The following is a 17,008-nucleotide window of genomic DNA, read 5'->3' on the forward strand; positions in this document are numbered from 1 at the left end:
CACACATTGAGAACAGGCAGTTTAAAATTCCGGCTATTTTTGTATGTGTTAGCAGGTACAGAGAAAAGATTTCTCTTTGATTACCGAAATTATTCATAAACCGATTACCATGAAAAAAATTTTCCTGACAATTATTGCGCTTTTAATTGTAACCACAAGTTTTTCTCAAAACATTTCACCACGCACAGTTATCCTTCTCGAAGACGACTGGCAATTCATCAACAAAGATGTTAAAGGTGCTGAAAAACCAGAGTTAAATACCTCCAACTGGGAAACAGTTTCAGTGCCTCACGATTGGGCGATTAAAGGGCCGTTCGATAAAGAAATTGATGCGCAAAAAGTGCTTGTGGAGCAGGACATGGAAGAGGAAGCCCGACTGCGGACCGGCCGCACCGGGGCATTGCCGCACATCGGAGTGGGCTGGTACCGGAAAACATTTGAAGTTCCTGAATTCGAAAAAGGCAAAAAAGTGCTGCTCACTTTTGACGGCGCCATGAGCGATGCCCACGTTTGGGTTAACGGCGAAAAAGTGGGAAATCATCCGTACGGATATGCTTATTTTTATTTCGATATAACTGAATATTTAAAAAAAGGCGAAGAAAACTTACTGGCAGTCCGGCTGGAAAACCTGGCCTACTCATCGCGCTGGTATCCGGGCGCCGGTATTTATCGCAAAGTTCAGTTGATTGTAAAAGATGAAGTGAATTTTAATCACTGGGGAACATTCATTACCACTCCTTTTGTTTCGGAAGAAATGGCACAGGTGAACATTAAAACAGAAGTGAACGGACAACTTGTAAAGCTGGTAACCGAAATAAAAGATGCAGATGGAAAAGTAGTTGCCACTGAATCAACAGATAAAATATTCGGCAACCGGATGGAACAAAACATCGGTGTTCCCCATCCTAAAATTTGGGATTTGGAGGAGCCCAACCTTTATTTTGCCACCCTGAAATTGTACCAAAACAATGAGCTGAAAGACGAACAAACCATTCGCTTTGGCATCCGGACTATTGAATATGAACGTGGAAAAGGACTGGTGCTGAACGGCGAAGTCACCAAATTCAAAGGGGTTTGCCTGCACCACGATTTGGGACCACTGGGAGCCGCCATAAACCGGGCAGCGCTTAAACGGCAGCTCACCATTCTAAAAGACATGGGAATTAATTCCATTCGCTCGGCCCACAACATGCCCTCCATCGAACAGGTGGAACTTTGCGATGAAATGGGAATCCTGATGCTGGCCGAAAGTTTTGATGAGTGGGCCCGGCCAAAAGTGGAAAACGGTTACAACCGCTGGTTTAACGACTGGGCCGAAAAAGATGTGGTGAACCTGGTTCGCGCCACCCGGAATCATCCCTCCATTGTAATGTGGAGTGCCGGAAATGAAGTCCCTGACCAGTGGGGAAATGAAGGCGTAAAGCGCGCCAAATGGCTGCAGGACATTTTCCACCGCGAAGACCCAACCCGCCCCGTTACCGTGGGAATGGACCAGGTAGCCAATACCATGAAAAACGGGTTCGGGGCAATTTTCGATATTCCGGGTCTGAACTACCGTCTGCCACTTTACAACGAAGCTTACGAGGTTTTCCCGCAAGGATTTATTCTCGGTTCAGAAACAGCCTCAACAGTAAGTTCACGCGGCATTTACAAATTCCCGGTGGAAGAATACAAACACAAAACGTATGATGATTTTCAAAGTTCGTCATACGACCTGGAGGCCTGCCGCTGGTCGAACGTGCCGGATGAAGATTTTGTGTGGCAGGACGATTACGACTGGGTAATTGGCGAATTTGTATGGACCGGTTTCGATTACCTGGGCGAACCCACTCCGTACAACGAAGCATGGCCTTCGCGTAGTTCCTATTTTGGCATTTGCGATTTAGCCGGACTTCCCAAAGACCGGTATTACCTCTACCGCAGTCGCTGGAATACCAAAGATGAAACGCTTCACATTCTGCCCCACTGGAACTGGGAAGGCCGTGAAGGTAAAACCACACCGGTTTTTGTTTATACCAATTACAACAGTGCCGAACTGTTTGTGAACGGCAAGAGCCAGGGCATTCAAACCAAAACAAAGGACAAAACCCTGCAACACCGCTACCGGCTGATGTGGATGGATGTGAAATACGAACCGGGAACAGTTAAAGTGGTGGCGTTTGACGACAATGGAAATCCGGTGGCTGAAAAAGAAATGCACACCGCCGGAAAACCACATCGCCTGAAACTGGAAGCCGACCGCAGCGTAATTGCATCCGATGGAAAAGACCTGAGTTATATTACCGTTTCAGTTGTTGATAAAGATGGAAATCTTTGTCCGAATGCAGACAATCAGCTCAATTTTGACGTTTTTGGCGCAGGGAAATTTAAAGTAGTTTGCAACGGCGACCCTACTTCATTGGAAATGTTCCACCTTCCCACGATGAAAGCGTTTAGCAGTAAACTGGTGATAACGGTTCAGTCACTCGAAGAAGCCGGCGAAATTGAGTTGAAGGTGAATGGGAAAGGACTGAAATCTGAAACTATTGCTATTCAAAGTAAAGAATTATAATTCAATTTGTATTTTTAAGGTTTTTATCGTCATTAATTTGAAATTTATAAAAGTGTTTCTTCTCATGAAAAAATCAATCATCCTTCTAGCTGCCGGCATTTTCATCGTTTTATGGTCTTGTCAGAATCAACCTAAAAAAGAAAATTTATCCCAAAAACCAAACATTGTTTACATTCTGGCCGACGACCTGGGTTACGGCGATTTAAGTTGTCAGGGGCAATCGCATTTCCAAACGCCAAATATCGATCGGTTGGCAAAAGAGGGGATTACTTTTACGCAACATTACGCCGGCTCAACGGTTTGTTCGCCGTCACGTTCGGTTTTGCTTACCGGGCAGCATACCGGCCATACGCCCATCCGCGGTAATAAACGCGATGGCGATAAAGGGAACTGGCCCATGGCTGCCGGTGCATTTACCGTGGCTGAAATTTTACAGGAAAACGGCTACGCAACCGGCGCCTTTGGCAAATGGGGCCTTGGGTATCCGGGCTCGGAAGGCGACCCGAACAACCAGGGATTTGATGTGTTTTTTGGCTACAACGACCAAACACTGGCGCACAATTATTATCCCCGGTTTTTAAATCACAACCAGGATACGGTTTGGCTGGACGATAATGCCGGAAACGGCGAGGGAACGTATGCGCCAATCCCAATTCACGAGCAGGCTCTGAAATTTTTAGAGAATAATAAGGACAGACCGTTTTTTATGTATTATCCGTCGGTAATTCCTCATGCCGAATTGTTTGCGCCTGAAGAATATTTGGAAAAATACCGTGGAAAATTTCTTCCCGAAAAAGAATACAAAGGCGCAGATGAAGGAGCACCGAGATACAAAACCGGCGGCTACGGCTCGCAACCCGAATCGCACGCGGCCTTTGCAGCCATGATTAATCTTTTGGATGATCAGGTGGGAGGAATTTTGTTGAAGCTAAAAGAGCTGGGGCTTGACGAAAATACCATTGTTATATTTTCTTCTGATAACGGCCCACATCTGGAAGGCGGTGCCGACCCCGATTATTTCGATAGCAATGGACCGTTTAAAGGCTACAAACGCGATTTGTACGAAGGTGGAATCCGCGTTCCGATGTTGGTGCGCTGGCCTGGAAAAATTGAACCCGGAAGTAAGTCAGATCATATTTCGGCTTTTTGGGATGTGTTGCCAACGTTTACCGATTTAATTGATGCGCCAACTCCGGAAAATATAGATGGAATTTCGTTTCTGCCAAGTTTGCTGGGTGAAGGAAATCAAAAAAAACATGATTACTTGTACTGGGAGTTCCATGAAAAAAACGGCAGGCTTGCACTACGTCAGGGTGAATGGAAACTGGTGAGGTACGATGTGTTTACGCCTGAAAAAACCACAACAGAATTGTATAATCTGGAAAGTGACCCGGGAGAAGAAAACAATGTTGCAGAAGAAAATCCTGAAATCACCTCGAAATTGCTGCAACTTTTAGAATCGGCAAGAACATCGTCGGAGGATTTTCCGTTTGGGAAGCATTGATAATTTTAGCACACAAAGGCGCAGATGCGCAAAGCGTTGTAACAAACTATATAATTACTAAAAAATGAAAAATACAAAACTATTCATCATTCAACTGATATTCATTTTCGCTATTGGGGCGTGTAGCAGCCCAAAAGAAAAACAGCAAGTAGAAACAAAACCCAACATCGTTTACATTCTGGCCGACGATTTGGGCTACGGCGATCTAAGCTGCTATGGCCAGGAACTCTTTTCCACGCCCAACATCGACAAACTGGCTGAAAGTGGATTGAAATTCACCCAGCACTATTCCGGTTCAACGGTTTGTGCGCCATCCCGTTCGTCGTTAATGACCGGCCAGCACACCGGACACACATTTATCCGCGGCAATAAAGAGATTCAACCCGAAGGACAACATCCGCTGGAAGCAAAAGCATTTACATTGGCTGAAGCGCTGCAGGATGCAGGTTATGTAACCGGCGCTTTTGGAAAATGGGGCCTTGGTTATCCCGGTTCCGAAGGCGATCCAAACAACCAGGGATTCGATGAATTTTTTGGGTACAATTGCCAGCGTATCGGGCATCATTATTATCCTTACCACATGTGGCACAACCAGGAAAAAATTATGCTGGAAGGAAACGAAGGTAAACAAACTGGAGAATACGGCCCTGAAGTCATTCAGGAATATGCTTTAAAGTTTCTTGAAGATAATCATGACAAACCATTTTTTATGTATTATCCTTCCATCATTCCTCATGCCGAATTGTATGCACCGGAGGAATACATGGAAAAATACCGGGGCAAATTTCTTCCTGAAAAAAACTATGAAGGCGTGGATGATGGTGAAAATTTCAGAAATGGTCCTTACGGTTCGCAACCGGAATCGCATGCTGCTTTTGCAGCCATGATTGATTACCTCGATATGCAGGTTGGCGAAATTGTGGCTAAACTTAAGGAACTGGGAGTTTATGAAAATACGCTAATTGTTTTTACTTCCGACAACGGGCCGCATAAGGAAGGCGGTGCCGACCCCGATTATTTTAACAGCAACGGTCCGCTAAAAGGTTACAAACGCGATTTATACGAAGGCGGTATCCGTGTGCCGATGATTGCCGTCTGGGAAGGTCAAATCGCTCCCGGAACTGAAACAGACCACCCTTCGGCTTTCTGGGATGTTTTCCCAACTTTGGCCGAAATTTCTGGTGCTACAGTTCCTGAAAATACGGATGGCATTTCCTTCCTTCCTACCCTTTCGGGAAAAAAAGATAATCAAGAAAAACATGAATACTTGTACTGGGAATTTCATGAGCTCGGAGGACGGAAGGCGCTGCGCAAAGGCGACTGGAAACTGTTGCAGTACAATGTATTTAATCCTGAAAAAACAACGACAGAATTGTATAATCTTTCAACCGATATTGGTGAAAAAAACAACGTGGCGGACGAAAATCCGGAACTGGTGAAAGAAATGCTGGAACTAATGAACAATGCCAGAACTGAATCAGAAATATTTACGTTTGAATCGGGGACATATCTCCAATAAAATCCATCCGCGGCAATCAGTGGGCAAAATTTATCTCCCGCAGATTACGCAGATAAAATAGTAATGTCATGAATAAAACAACTTTAATTCTGGTGGCCTTTGCTTGCCTACTGGCTTCCTGCCAAAATGGTCAAAAACAAGATTCGAAACCCACAAAGCCCAACATCGTGTTCATTCTTGCTGACGATTTTGGCTATCACGACATGAGCGTGATGGGAAGTGAATTCTATGAAACGCCCCACATTGATCGGATTGCCAACGAGGGAATGATTTTTACTGATGGCTATGCCAATTGCCAGGTTTGCAGTCCTTCACGGGCAAGTATTATGAGTGGCAAATTTACAGCCCGCCACGGCATTACCGACTGGATTGGCGCCCGCACGGGAGAAGAGTGGCGAAAAGCCGGAAGGTTCAATAAATTGCTTCCTCCCGAATATGTGCACAACCTGCCGCATGAATACACAACCCTGCCGGAAGCATTAAAAGAAGCCGGCTACAAAACTTTTTTCGCCGGAAAATGGCATTTGGGTAGTGAAGGTTCCTGGCCTGAAGATCATGGTTTCGATATCAACAAAGGCGGCTGGGACAAGGGAAGCCCCATGGGCGGTTTTTATGCCCCATGGGAAAATCCGAGGCTCGAAAGCGGTCCCGACGGCGAAAGCCTCACCATGCGGCTGGCACACGAAACAGCCGATTTTTTAAAAGAACACAAAGACACTTCCTTTTTCGCTTTCCTTTCGTTTTATGCCGTTCATGCACCCCTGCAAACCACGCAGGCAAAATGGGCCAAATACAGAGCGAAAGCCGAGGAGATGGGCATTGCTGAAACCGGATTTGAAATGGGCCACTTTCTTCCCATCCGGCAGGTACAGGACAATCCGGTTTATGCCGGACTGTTAGAAACCATGGACGATGCCGTGGGCGTGGTTTTGAAAGCTCTTGACGAACTGGGGCTGGCAGAAAATACCATTGTTATTTTTACTTCGGACAATGGCGGAGTGGCTGCCGGCGATGCATTTGCCACATCGAACAAACCATTACGGGCAGGAAAAGGTTACCAGTTTGAAGGTGGCATTCGCGAACCTTATTTCATCAAAGTTCCCTGGCTGGAAATTGCCGGGAAAAAATCGGAAGTACCGGTTACAGGAAGTGACTTCTACCCCACCCTGCTGGAACTGGCTGGTGCCGAACTGAAGCCGAATGAACACAATGACGGAATGAGTTTAGTACCGGTTCTCAACGGAGGAACTTTTCCCGAACGTCCGCTCATCTGGCATTACCCGCATTACGGCAATCAGGGCGGCGAACCATCGTCCATCATCCGGTTGGGCGACTGGAAACTCATTCATTATTACGAAGATGGTCGCGAAGAACTGTACAACCTGAAAACCGATGTGGAAGAAACCACCGATGTTTCGGCTGAAAATTCTGAATTGGCCAAACAACTTAGCAAACAACTTTTTGCTTATTTGAATGAGGTTGGCGCCCGTTTTCCTGAAAAAGATCCGGAATACAGCGAAAATCTGGAAAAAGAACATCTGGAACGGGTTCGGACGGTACGTCTGCCCCAACTTGAAAAGCAACGGCTGGAGTTTCTTTCCAAAGACTTTGACCCAGGAAATAATTGGTGGGGAAGCAAAATTGAGTAGAAAGTAAAAAGATTATTGTAAGACCAGCGGAAGTCCCGGCGGGATAAAAAATTATTTTACCGGGCAATATTGATTTTTTTGGCAAATCCGGATTTTGATTCCGGATTTATAAAAAGCAACAGATTTAAAATCAATTTCTCAAAAAAAGGTTATTTTAAAAATTTTATTTTTGACCAAAACATCAGAAATAATTTTTCAATCTTAAATATAAAGTCTTAAAAATGAAACGAATTCTTCAACTGTTATTATCGCTCTTTTTCCTGTTAAATACCAGCGCCTTCTCCCAACCCACCCAGATCATTTACCTTTCCGGAACAGATGCTGAAAACACAGTGGACTGGGAATTTTACTGTACCGACGGCCGAAACAGCGATGAGTGGACAACCATTCCTGTACCTTCGAACTGGGAATTGCAGGGTTTTGGAACCTACAACTACGGCCACGATTGGCGCAATGAAGACAAAAAGCTGGGAAAAGAACACGGTTTATACAGGTACGAATTTGAGGTTCCGCGCGAATGGAGGGGCAAAACTGTAAACATTGTTTTCGACGGTTCGATGACTGACACCGAAGTTAAAATCAACGGAAAGCTGGCCGGCGAAAAACATCAGGGTGGATTTTACAGGTTTAAATATGACATCAGTAAACTGCTGAGATATGGCCGAACTAATTTGCTGGAGGTGGATGTAGCCAAACATTCTTCCAACGAATCGGTAAACAAAGCCGAACGCCAGGCTGATTTCTGGATTTTCGGGGGCATTTTCCGACCGGTATTTCTGGAAGTTTTTCCTGAAATTCATCTTTCACGCTCAGCCATCAATGCCAAAGCCGACGGGTCATTCGAAATGTTCGTAGTGCTGAATGAATCCAAATCGGACTATTCCGTATCTGTTGAACTTTTCGATTTAAGAGGAAATAAAATGGCCGGAATTGTTCAGGATGAAATTCCCAAAGGGACAACCGAAAAAATGATATCCGGAGAATTTGAAAACATACAACCATGGAATCCCGAGTGGCCAAATCTGTACAACATGAAGATCAGCCTGAAAAAAGATGATGAATTGTTGCACGAGGTTACCGAACGAATTGGTTTTCGGACAGTGGAGCTTCGCAAACACGATGGATTTTATGTGAACGGCGAGAAGGTGGTTTTTAAGGGGGTGAACCGTCACTCGTTCTGGCCTGAAACCGGCCGTGCACTTAGTGAAGAAAACCATCTTACCGACATTCAACTTATGAAAGAAATGAACATGAATGCGGTTCGAAGCTCCCATTATGTGCCTGATAAACGTTTCCTGGAACTGTGCGATTCGCTGGGGCTTTTTGTTATGAATGAAGTAACCGGCTGGCAGGATGAATACGATACCATTGTGGGGCCAAAACTTGTGAAGGAAACCGTTTTGAAAGACCATAATCACCCAAGTGTGGTTATTTGGAATCATGGCAACGAGGGAGGCTGGGATTTCTACAATGAAAAGAATTTTCATGTATATGACATTCAGAAAAGGCCTGTTATTTACCCGTGGCTGTTGCGCAACGGCGCCGACACACACCACTATCCGGCGTTCGATTATGCCACTGGCCGTTTTGTTTTTGGAAACGACTCGTTTATGCCCACCGAGTTTTTACATGGTTTATACGATGGAGGAAATGGTGCAGGCCTGGAAGAGTTCTGGCGAAGTCACCAATCCTCACCCTTGCATGCCGGAGCTTTTTTGTGGGTTTTTACAGATGAAGCCGTTCTTCGGACCGACAAACCCGGCACAGTTTACGATGCGGACGGGAACCACGCACCCGACGGCATTTTGGGACCGCATCGTGAAAAGGAGGGCAGCTTTTACACCGTGAAAGAAATTTGGTCGCCGGTGCAGGTAAAACCGGTAACCGTTAACCCCAAGTGGAACGGCAAACTGTTCCTGGAAAACAAATTTATTTATACAAGTCTGGCAGATTGTTCTTTCGGCTGGCAGGCGATTAAAACTAAACTCAACCCGGAAGACGAAGAAATTACCGGAAGCGGAACCTTTCCGGGACCGGATGCACAGCCCGGTGAAACATCGTTGGTGGAAATTGATTTGGGCGAATCGCTCAATGATGCCGACATCTTTCTTTTTACTGCAACCGACCCACACGGCAACGAACTATATACCTGGAGCTGGCCGGTGATACAAACATGGGAAAAGGCAGAAAAAATAAAAGGAATACTTGCCGGTGAGGAAAATGAAATCACTGTTCTGGAAAACACAAATGCAGTAACTGCATCGGTAAATGGCCTTGAAATTTCTTTTTCAAAAGCTGACGGAACGCTTCTTACAATAAAAAATAAAAAAGGAGTAGTGTCGTTAAACGGCGGTCCGGTGCCGGAAGGAGCGGAATCGAAAATCAACAGTACATACTGGCATAAAGATGCAGAAGGAAATTTCGTCTTTGAAATTTCAACCGACAATTTTCCTGAAAAAATGACCTGGACTTTACACAAAAACAGTTTATTGAAACTGGAAGCAAGTCCGCTGCGAAGGGGAATTGCCAATGTTGATTTTATTGGTATTTCATTCAACTACCCCGAAGTGAAATGTACCGGCGTAAAATGGATGGGCCGCGGGCCTTACCGGGTTTGGAAAAACCGAATAAAAGGCAGCAATTTTGGCGTTTGGGAGAAAGCGTACAACAACACTGTAACCGGAGAAACTTTTAACAACCTGGTTTATCCCGAATTTAAAGGTTACCACGGTAATTTATACTGGGCCACTCTGGAAACTACCGAATCGGATTTTACCGTAATTTCTGAAACACCAAACTTATTCTTTCATCTGTTTTCGCCAGCAAAACCGGAACATACAGCAGGCGGAACTCATCCGCCATTCCCCGAAGGCGATCTGTCATTTTTGTATGAAATTCCGGCCATCGGCACCAAATTTAAACAGGCAGATGCGTTGGGCCCAAAAAGCGGAAAAGGCCACTTTCGTGGCCACAGTGGAGATGAAGGGTATCCGATAAAACTGTGGTTCGATTTCAGCGGAGAATAATGCACGAAAAAAGAGGATATAAGCAAAATAAAAAAATCTTGAGAATAAAAAGCCTGCCGGAAGTTTAGATTAATTTCGACAGACTTTTTATTTTCAACTCAGTCGCGATTTCCTTTTACTACAGGCTTTCCTTCCATTCCAGTCCGGTCAGAGCTATAGTGTATTGTCCCGGTTGGTTGGTCCATTCCATCCGGTAATGAGAAGGATACCAGCCATCGCGCTGCCATGCTACAGGATGTTTTACCTCGGCTGTTACTGACGGCTGTTCGCTTAAACTCAATAGAAAATCCCGTGTTATCATGGGTTCCATAAAAGTGAATTCGCCGTGATAGGAACCCCAGATAAAAGTATGAGTAAACGTTGCGCCTCCGTTCCAGGGCAATTCAGGAGCCAGGGCATCGGCCCAATGGGCACCCATTTGCGGAACAATTCCCTCCAGCAAAATGTAATCCTGCGGAATATATTCCGGTGCAGGCATCATATCATAACCTGGCTGACCACCAATTGCCTCCCGATCTTCTACAGATGTAATGTAGAAATGAACATCGAAGTGAGGTAAATCGTAAACACCAGGAGGTTCATGACCCTCGGGTGCCCATCCAATAAAAACATGGTCGTAAAACCTTTTCCCTTTGTTTGGATGAAAAGGCAGAACAAAATCAGCATGGTGGTCTGGTAAATTTTCCAGCGCTTTAACTGATAAATTTAAGCCCACTTCAACCGGGTCACCATTCCGGTTTTCTTTCACATAGGCGCGGGCTACGCCATTTCCAACTTTTACGGTTGGTCCGTAAAACGTGCGTGTAGCATCCGCTTTTTTCAATTCCACATCCCATGTTGCATTTTCTTCCTGAATTTCAGTCAGCTCTTCCTTCTGGCACGATTGAAAAATCATCAGAGTACCGGTGAGCAACAAGGATAACAAAGTGTAATTTAACTGCTTCATAAGGCATCTAATTTTTTTGTTAATAAAAAAACATTTGATTATAATATTACATAAAAGAAATAAATACATTTAATTCTTTTATGAATGAAAATTACGAAATAGTTTTTATTAAACAATCTGATTTTCAATTTTAATTTAATGTATGTTTAAATTTTTTTTGACCGTTAGAAGGTCAATGAAGTTGTTCGCAATAAGTGAATTTGTGTGAAAAAAGGTCAAAAAGCAACAAAGGCCACTTTCGTGGCCATGCCGGTGATAAGGGGAATCCGATCATTTTGTGGTTTGATTTCAAAAATGAATAAACTGTAAATAAAATCAATCCTTTATACAGCGAACGTTTAAACCGTTTCGTTTGGTTGTGCTGTTCCTTCTTATTACAGCTTCATCATGGTAAAGGACATAAGCATGTGATGAATTTGTAGTAGATTCTGAATTGCTCCACCAGCGGCCATTGTTGCCCAATGTGCTGAAAATGTTGGGCCGCTGACTTCCCGGAAGACCTGAAAAACCGGATTCATTGGTTGCATCGGTATTCGGACTGTTCCAGTATTCAGTGCCCGTTGTCTTTAATTTTCCTCCCGCAACACTTGCACCGCCCAAATAGTCTATCAAAGTGGCCCATTCATCCCTGGTGGGTACATGCCAGCCTTCCGGACAAAGTTTACCTGTATTTACTGCAAACCAGGTATAATACCCACCGTAAAGGTTTTTATACGTTTCTTCATCATTATCGTACCAGCAGTATGCTGGCGTAGTTAAACTTCCCCATTCTGTATTACCGGTTACCAATGGTATGTCGGTACCGTCATTGAACTTGGTCGTCTTCAGGTTTTCACTCATCCATACCTGCGTGCCTATATTAACAGTGCCGTAAACATTTCCATCGGCATCGGTTAACGCGGTTACCTGCGGAGCGTAAAAAATAATACTGTCAATATCCGACGGATTAACCGATTGTTTGTTGATAACCACACCGTTTTTCATTACATACATGGTGTCGTTCTGGGCAAAAGTGTGGCTTATAGCAGCCAGCAAAATGCCAAATGAAATCAGTAAACTCTTCATGTTTTATTCAATTTTTAGTTTTTAACAATTTTTGCTGTTTTTGTTGTTTCGCTGTTCCTGTAGCGGCAGATATATATACCTTTTTTTAGTTGGCTGAGGTTCAGACGCACTGTTTTCATTCCGGTAACATTATGAGTTGTCAAAACCTTTCCGTTAACCGATAAAATTTCAATGCTGCTTTTGGTTTTGCCGGTGTCATCCAGTTGAACAGTGAGCAGATTGGTTAACGGATTCGGATAAACTTTTAAGCTCAATTCCCTGAATTTTACCTGTTCATTTATTCCCACCGGAATGTCGGAAACAGTGAGGTAACGCAAATTGCTCAGTTCGTAGGAACTGCTGTTGTTTTCGTAATTCGTAATCTGAAGGCTTCCTTCGGAAAAACTCAATTTACTAATTTCGGCCAGAGAGTAGGCTGTTTCAGTACCCTCCGTTTGTTTTACGCGCAGGGTTTGCGCCTGCAACCCGGTTAGCCAAATGCCCAGGAATAGTGTCGCAATAATTTTAAATTGGCTTTCTTTCATTTTTCTCCATTTTTTATTAAACGAATATCAGCTATTTAAGTATTTTAATCAATCGTAAATGAGTGAATGGTATTTTTCCGTGTTTTAATTGCTGTTTTGAGTGAGTTTATCCCGAATAATTCTTTTAGCCAGTTCTATGCTTTTTTCGCGGTTCACCTCTTTATCGTCCGAAATATCAACCACCACAGAAAAGATTAAACCTCTGTAAAGCACTTTCAATTCACTGGAATTTTCGTACCAGGTGGCGGCATCGCCCACACCGGATATTGCTTCAGCCTGAAGATTCTGCACCATTCCGGTTCCCACTTGCGTCATATTCTGGCTGGCTGAGGAATTATTGTTTTTGCCAGCTTCCTCTTCCAGCTTTTTTGCGGCCCCCTGTTTTTGTTCATCGGTAAGCGCACCGTAATTTCGTTTAAACCTTTCCAGTGTGGTATTTGACAGCGAATGAATAGCCACCTTGTCTTTGTAAGGAGCATTTAGGGTGTTTCCACCCATTGCTACTGAGCGGGTCCGGCCATTGTTCCACAAATAATTGCACTCGCGGGGCGGCTTTTTTTCTCCGCCAAAAATCGCAGATGTCTTGTTTTCGTGCTCTTTTTCTGCTTTTGAAGCATCGAAACCACTAATTTCTGTTGCCATTTCGAGGGTAAGTAGTTCATCCAGTCTGCCTGCAAAATCCGCAGCATTCAGGGTTGACTCATTTTGAAAAAAAGAAAATGAAACATGCGCAAAATTCGTTTTCTGCTGATCATTTCCTGCCAGAGAAAAAGGAAAAGCCAACGGTAAAAAGGAAAGTATAAAAATCAGTCTATTCATAATATAAAATTTTAAAATTCAATATTTTAAACCTTACAATTAATTTCTGAAGCTTATTTATTTTTTAATGAATTCCATATCTTGCTAAAAATTTTTTCCAAATCGGAGGTGGAAACCGGTTTGAGCAAACAGGCCAGTACATCTGCCGGGTTGCTTTGTTTTATCATTTCCGGATAAGCCGTAGTAAATACAACCTTTGTTTCCAAATCGTTAATAAGGTTAATCAATTGGTGTCCTGACATTCCGGGCATCATCATATCGAGAAACAAAACATCCGGTTTAAGCAACCGCACCTTCCGGGCTCCTTCAAAAGGATTGGTTTCTGTAAATACAATCTGAATGTTCTCATGAAACGACTCGTGTAAATCGTAAACCAGCGTTTCGATGGCGTGTTGTTCATCGTCGATAATGGCAATATTCAGCTTTCTTTCCCCCACCCTTGTAGATTTTGTTTGATTTGATTGTTTTTCGTAAAAAATTTCCTTTATCTTCCGGCTACTTCCCTGTAATTAATCGTTTCCTTTCTGTGCAGTTGAAGCCACCAGGTTTTCCAGCCGATCCAGCCGTTTTTTCAACTGTTCGTTTTCGCTTTGCAACTCTTCCATCTGTTTTTGTTGTTGCTGAATGGCTTTTATGGCCACCACGGAAAACGCGGCATAATTCACACCCAGGTTTTCATCGTTTTCTCCGGTTATTTCCACCAGTTCAGGAAACAGTGGCTGTACATCTTCGGCAATAAAACCAATGGTTGGTTCAGACTGGGGATTACTTTTAAACCGGTAGCTAACCGGCTCCAGTTGCAACGCGCGTTTCAAAATATCTTCGCCAAGTGTTGTAATATCCGTTTTGAGCCGGCGATTGCTCGACGAGGTGTAGGTGCCGCTGGTTGCACTAAAGGTGCCGCGCAGGGTATTATTTGCATAGAACTGCAGATTTCCATTGGAATTTACGGTATATAATGTCCAGGAATTGTTGTTCGCGCCGCTGTTATGCAACCGGAGACCTTCAACAGGTTCCGGTGCATTGGTGGCAAGGACCCCATGGCGCACATGCAGGGAGGTAACGGGAGTAAGGATTCCGATTCCAACTTTTCCCTGTACATAAAATTTTCCGGTGGTAAAATAACCGGAATACCCATTGGAATTATTAGCAACTCCAAATATACCGGTACTTCCTCTGCCATATACTCCATAATTATTTGATTCTCCCCATATACCGGCATAACTTCCTTCACCAAAAACACCTCTGCTCCATTGATTCATTATTGCTTTACCATGAATACCGATATTTAATTCTGAGTCGAATGTATTAAGTGACTCACCCAAAATTCCAGTAAGTGCTCCGGAAATAGAAAAAGCAATGGGAGAATTTTCTGCGCTTCCCGTAAACGGCAGAGTAAGCCCTCCTTCGCCAGCTTCATCTTCTCCTGGTGACCACTGTGTGCCATTCCATTTGAGCACCTGCCCCGATGAAGCACCTGCTTGCGCAATTTTTGTTCCGGTTACTGCACTGTTGGCAATTTTTGTAGCAGTAACAGCATTATCGGCCAGTTTTAGCGGCGATGCATTTGTACCGGTGCCATCAAGCGTTGCGTCAGATACAACGGATTGCGTACCCCAATTATCGCCCCCGCCCGATGAAGGCAGTGTTACTGAGCCACCCCCTCTGGAAAGGGTAAGTGACGTTCCGTTAAGGCTCAGTTGCTGAATTTCGTTGTTGGGGTCGTTGTCGGCATCGTCCACCTTATCGTTTTCCACCGAATGTGCATGCAACGCAAACGGCACACTCAGCAACGGACTGGTACCGTTAACCGTGTAATTGCTGCCCCCCGACGGGTCAATTTCAGTACGGATAAAAAAGGGCCCTTTTGACCAGTCGATTTCAGAAAAAGTACCCAAAACCGGAATACCGCCCCCAATTTCAAGAGTCAGCAACCCGTTGGCATTGGTTTCGGGATTTGGGTTGAACAGTTCAGAATAAACGGTATTCCCATTACCGGAACCTTGTACAATACTCATTTTTACCCCAACAGGCCGGTTAATAACAAGGGAATTGCCCTCATCGCGCACCACCGCCTGGTAACTCATTTTCTGTGGACTTTGCGCCCAAACGGTAATAGCTAAAAGCAATAAAGCCAGGATTGAATATAACTTTTTCATAACAGTTTATTTTTTAATGATTTTGAATGTTTTGGATTGAACAGATGAGGACTGCTTTAAAGATGTGGCTTTTACAACATGATAAACTTTTAAAAAGTAGGTGGCTGGTGCAAGATGTTTCATCTGAATGTTTGTATGGTTTGCGGAAATATTTTTCTTTTCCAGTACCCGCCCGCCAATATTCAACAATTCATAGGCAAGCGGCTGCAAATCCTGATTCAGTGCAGAATCAACCCTGAGCGTTATAAAATCGGTTGTTGGATTAGGATAGGCTTGAACATCAATTCCGGAGAGCGGAATGTCTTCGGAAGATGTTACCACCGAAATTTCGTAAGGTTGCTGCACACCCTGAATCACCAGATTGCCTTCACCGGAAAGAACGGTGTAAACCACTTGTCCCACCGTAAAACTCGCCGAACCGCCCTGCCCTGTTGCAGTGCCGCCGGCAGCAGGAATGGCTTCCTGGGCATAAGTTGTCATTATCATTCCGGATAAAAAGAAAATTGCGGCAACCCATTTTACCCAATTCTGTAAATTGGCTCTGTTTATTTTTGCATCTGATTTTATATACTTTCCCTTTAAACTTTTCATAATTGCGTTTAGTTAAATTCAAACTTTCCGGAAAGGGTATGTGAATATTCCTGCCCGGTGGCTGCATCAACAAAAACCATTATGCCGTTAAAATTTCCGGTGGCCGACATTTTTGCCAATATGCCTGTTCCGGTTTTTTTAAACTCTGAAACATTCATCGATACGGTTTTTGAAACTAAAATTGTATTGCTGCTTAAATCGGTTACAGAAATGTGATAACTGTCATTATACTGCATTTCAAAAAGTTTTTTTTCGGCAGGAAAAACAAGATTTATGGATAACCCCTGATCATGATCCTGGTAATTAATAAGAGCTGTTTCAGAAACACTTTCGCTGGCGGGTAAAATATATCCGGTAGCTTTATCGTAATCACTTATCCCGTCCATTTTTTTTATTTCAAAATCTCCATTTAAAAGCGAACCGCTTAAAGCAAAGTTTATGAAACTTCCTTTTGGGTTAGTATCTAATTTACTGCAACTTGTAAGAACTATCAGCAAAGTAACAAGTGTTAAAACAAATGAGTAGGGTCGAAGAATTACAGTTTTTTTTAAAGATATTGTTTTCATAATAAATATTTTTTTGGATTACTAATTCGGAAACTTCAGGTTATATGACCATTTCAGGTTTAATAGAATCATTACCAGAGAAATTGCAA

General features: G+C 43.7%; 13 protein-coding genes. 5 read left to right on the plus strand and 8 right to left on the minus strand.

Translation table 11 applies throughout. The features are described 5' to 3' along the window. Window positions 1-109 precede the first annotated feature (109 nt). The 5 genes from galB (at window position 110) to ACESMA_RS10080 (ending at window position 10,249) form a co-directional block, all read left to right on the plus strand. The gene (galB, locus tag ACESMA_RS10060) at window positions 110-2,551 is read left to right on the plus strand and encodes a beta-galactosidase GalB (protein WP_372948676.1); all 2,442 of its coding nucleotides are present in this window, start codon (window positions 110-112) and stop codon (window positions 2,549-2,551) included. A 64-nt stretch (window positions 2,552-2,615) separates the two neighbouring features. Next, on the plus strand, window positions 2,616-4,055 hold the full coding sequence (locus ACESMA_RS10065) for an arylsulfatase (RefSeq protein ID WP_372948677.1): 1,440 nt from the start codon (window positions 2,616-2,618) through the stop codon (window positions 4,053-4,055). 64 nt (window positions 4,056-4,119) lie between these two features. Beyond that, a complete protein-coding gene (locus ACESMA_RS10070) occupies window positions 4,120-5,574 on the plus strand; it encodes an arylsulfatase (protein ID WP_372948678.1) in 1,455 nt (484 codons plus the stop codon). 68 nt (window positions 5,575-5,642) lie between these two features. Then, window positions 5,643-7,223: a sulfatase gene (locus ACESMA_RS10075; RefSeq protein ID WP_372948679.1), complete on the plus strand. Its 1,581-nt coding sequence runs from the start codon at window positions 5,643-5,645 to the stop codon at window positions 7,221-7,223. Window positions 7,224-7,444: 221 nt separating this feature from the next. Next, on the plus strand, window positions 7,445-10,249 hold the full coding sequence (locus ACESMA_RS10080; protein ID WP_372948680.1) for a glycoside hydrolase family 2 protein: 2,805 nt from the start codon (window positions 7,445-7,447) through the stop codon (window positions 10,247-10,249). A 118-nt stretch (window positions 10,250-10,367) separates the two neighbouring features. On the opposite strand, the gene ACESMA_RS10085 is transcribed toward ACESMA_RS10080, so the two are convergent. The 8 genes from ACESMA_RS10085 to ACESMA_RS10120 form a co-directional block, all read right to left on the minus strand. Further along, window positions 10,368-11,195: a DUF5602 domain-containing protein gene (locus ACESMA_RS10085; RefSeq protein ID WP_372948681.1), complete on the minus strand. Its 828-nt coding sequence runs from the start codon at window positions 11,193-11,195 to the stop codon at window positions 10,368-10,370. Between the two features lie 315 nt (window positions 11,196-11,510). After that, window positions 11,511-12,260, minus strand: a complete 750-nt coding sequence (locus ACESMA_RS10090) for a fibrobacter succinogenes major paralogous domain-containing protein (RefSeq protein ID WP_372948682.1) — start codon at window positions 12,258-12,260, stop codon at window positions 11,511-11,513. Window positions 12,261-12,274: 14 nt separating this feature from the next. Then, a complete protein-coding gene (locus ACESMA_RS10095) occupies window positions 12,275-12,784 on the minus strand; it encodes a T9SS type A sorting domain-containing protein (protein WP_372948683.1) in 510 nt (169 codons plus the stop codon). An 84-nt stretch (window positions 12,785-12,868) separates the two neighbouring features. Beyond that, the gene (locus ACESMA_RS10100) at window positions 12,869-13,603 is read right to left on the minus strand and encodes a hypothetical protein (RefSeq protein WP_372948684.1); all 735 of its coding nucleotides are present in this window, start codon (window positions 13,601-13,603) and stop codon (window positions 12,869-12,871) included. Window positions 13,604-13,656: 53 nt separating this feature from the next. Then, on the minus strand, window positions 13,657-14,040 hold the full coding sequence (locus ACESMA_RS10105) for a LytR/AlgR family response regulator transcription factor (RefSeq protein WP_372948685.1): 384 nt from the start codon (window positions 14,038-14,040) through the stop codon (window positions 13,657-13,659). Window positions 14,041-14,112: 72 nt separating this feature from the next. After that, on the minus strand, window positions 14,113-15,762 hold the full coding sequence (locus tag ACESMA_RS10110) for a tail fiber domain-containing protein (protein WP_372948686.1): 1,650 nt from the start codon (window positions 15,760-15,762) through the stop codon (window positions 14,113-14,115). A gap of 6 nt (window positions 15,763-15,768) precedes the next feature. Then, complete coding sequence (locus ACESMA_RS10115) at window positions 15,769-16,353, minus strand: T9SS type A sorting domain-containing protein (protein ID WP_372948687.1); 585 nt, start codon at window positions 16,351-16,353, stop codon at window positions 15,769-15,771. Between the two features lie 8 nt (window positions 16,354-16,361). After that, complete coding sequence (locus ACESMA_RS10120) at window positions 16,362-16,919, minus strand: hypothetical protein (protein WP_372948688.1); 558 nt, start codon at window positions 16,917-16,919, stop codon at window positions 16,362-16,364. Between the last annotated feature and the right edge of the window lie 89 nt (window positions 16,920-17,008).

This window comes from Mariniphaga sp. (assembly GCF_041687215.1).
In the GTDB taxonomy this organism is placed as follows: Bacteria; Bacteroidota; Bacteroidia; order Bacteroidales; family Prolixibacteraceae; genus Mariniphaga.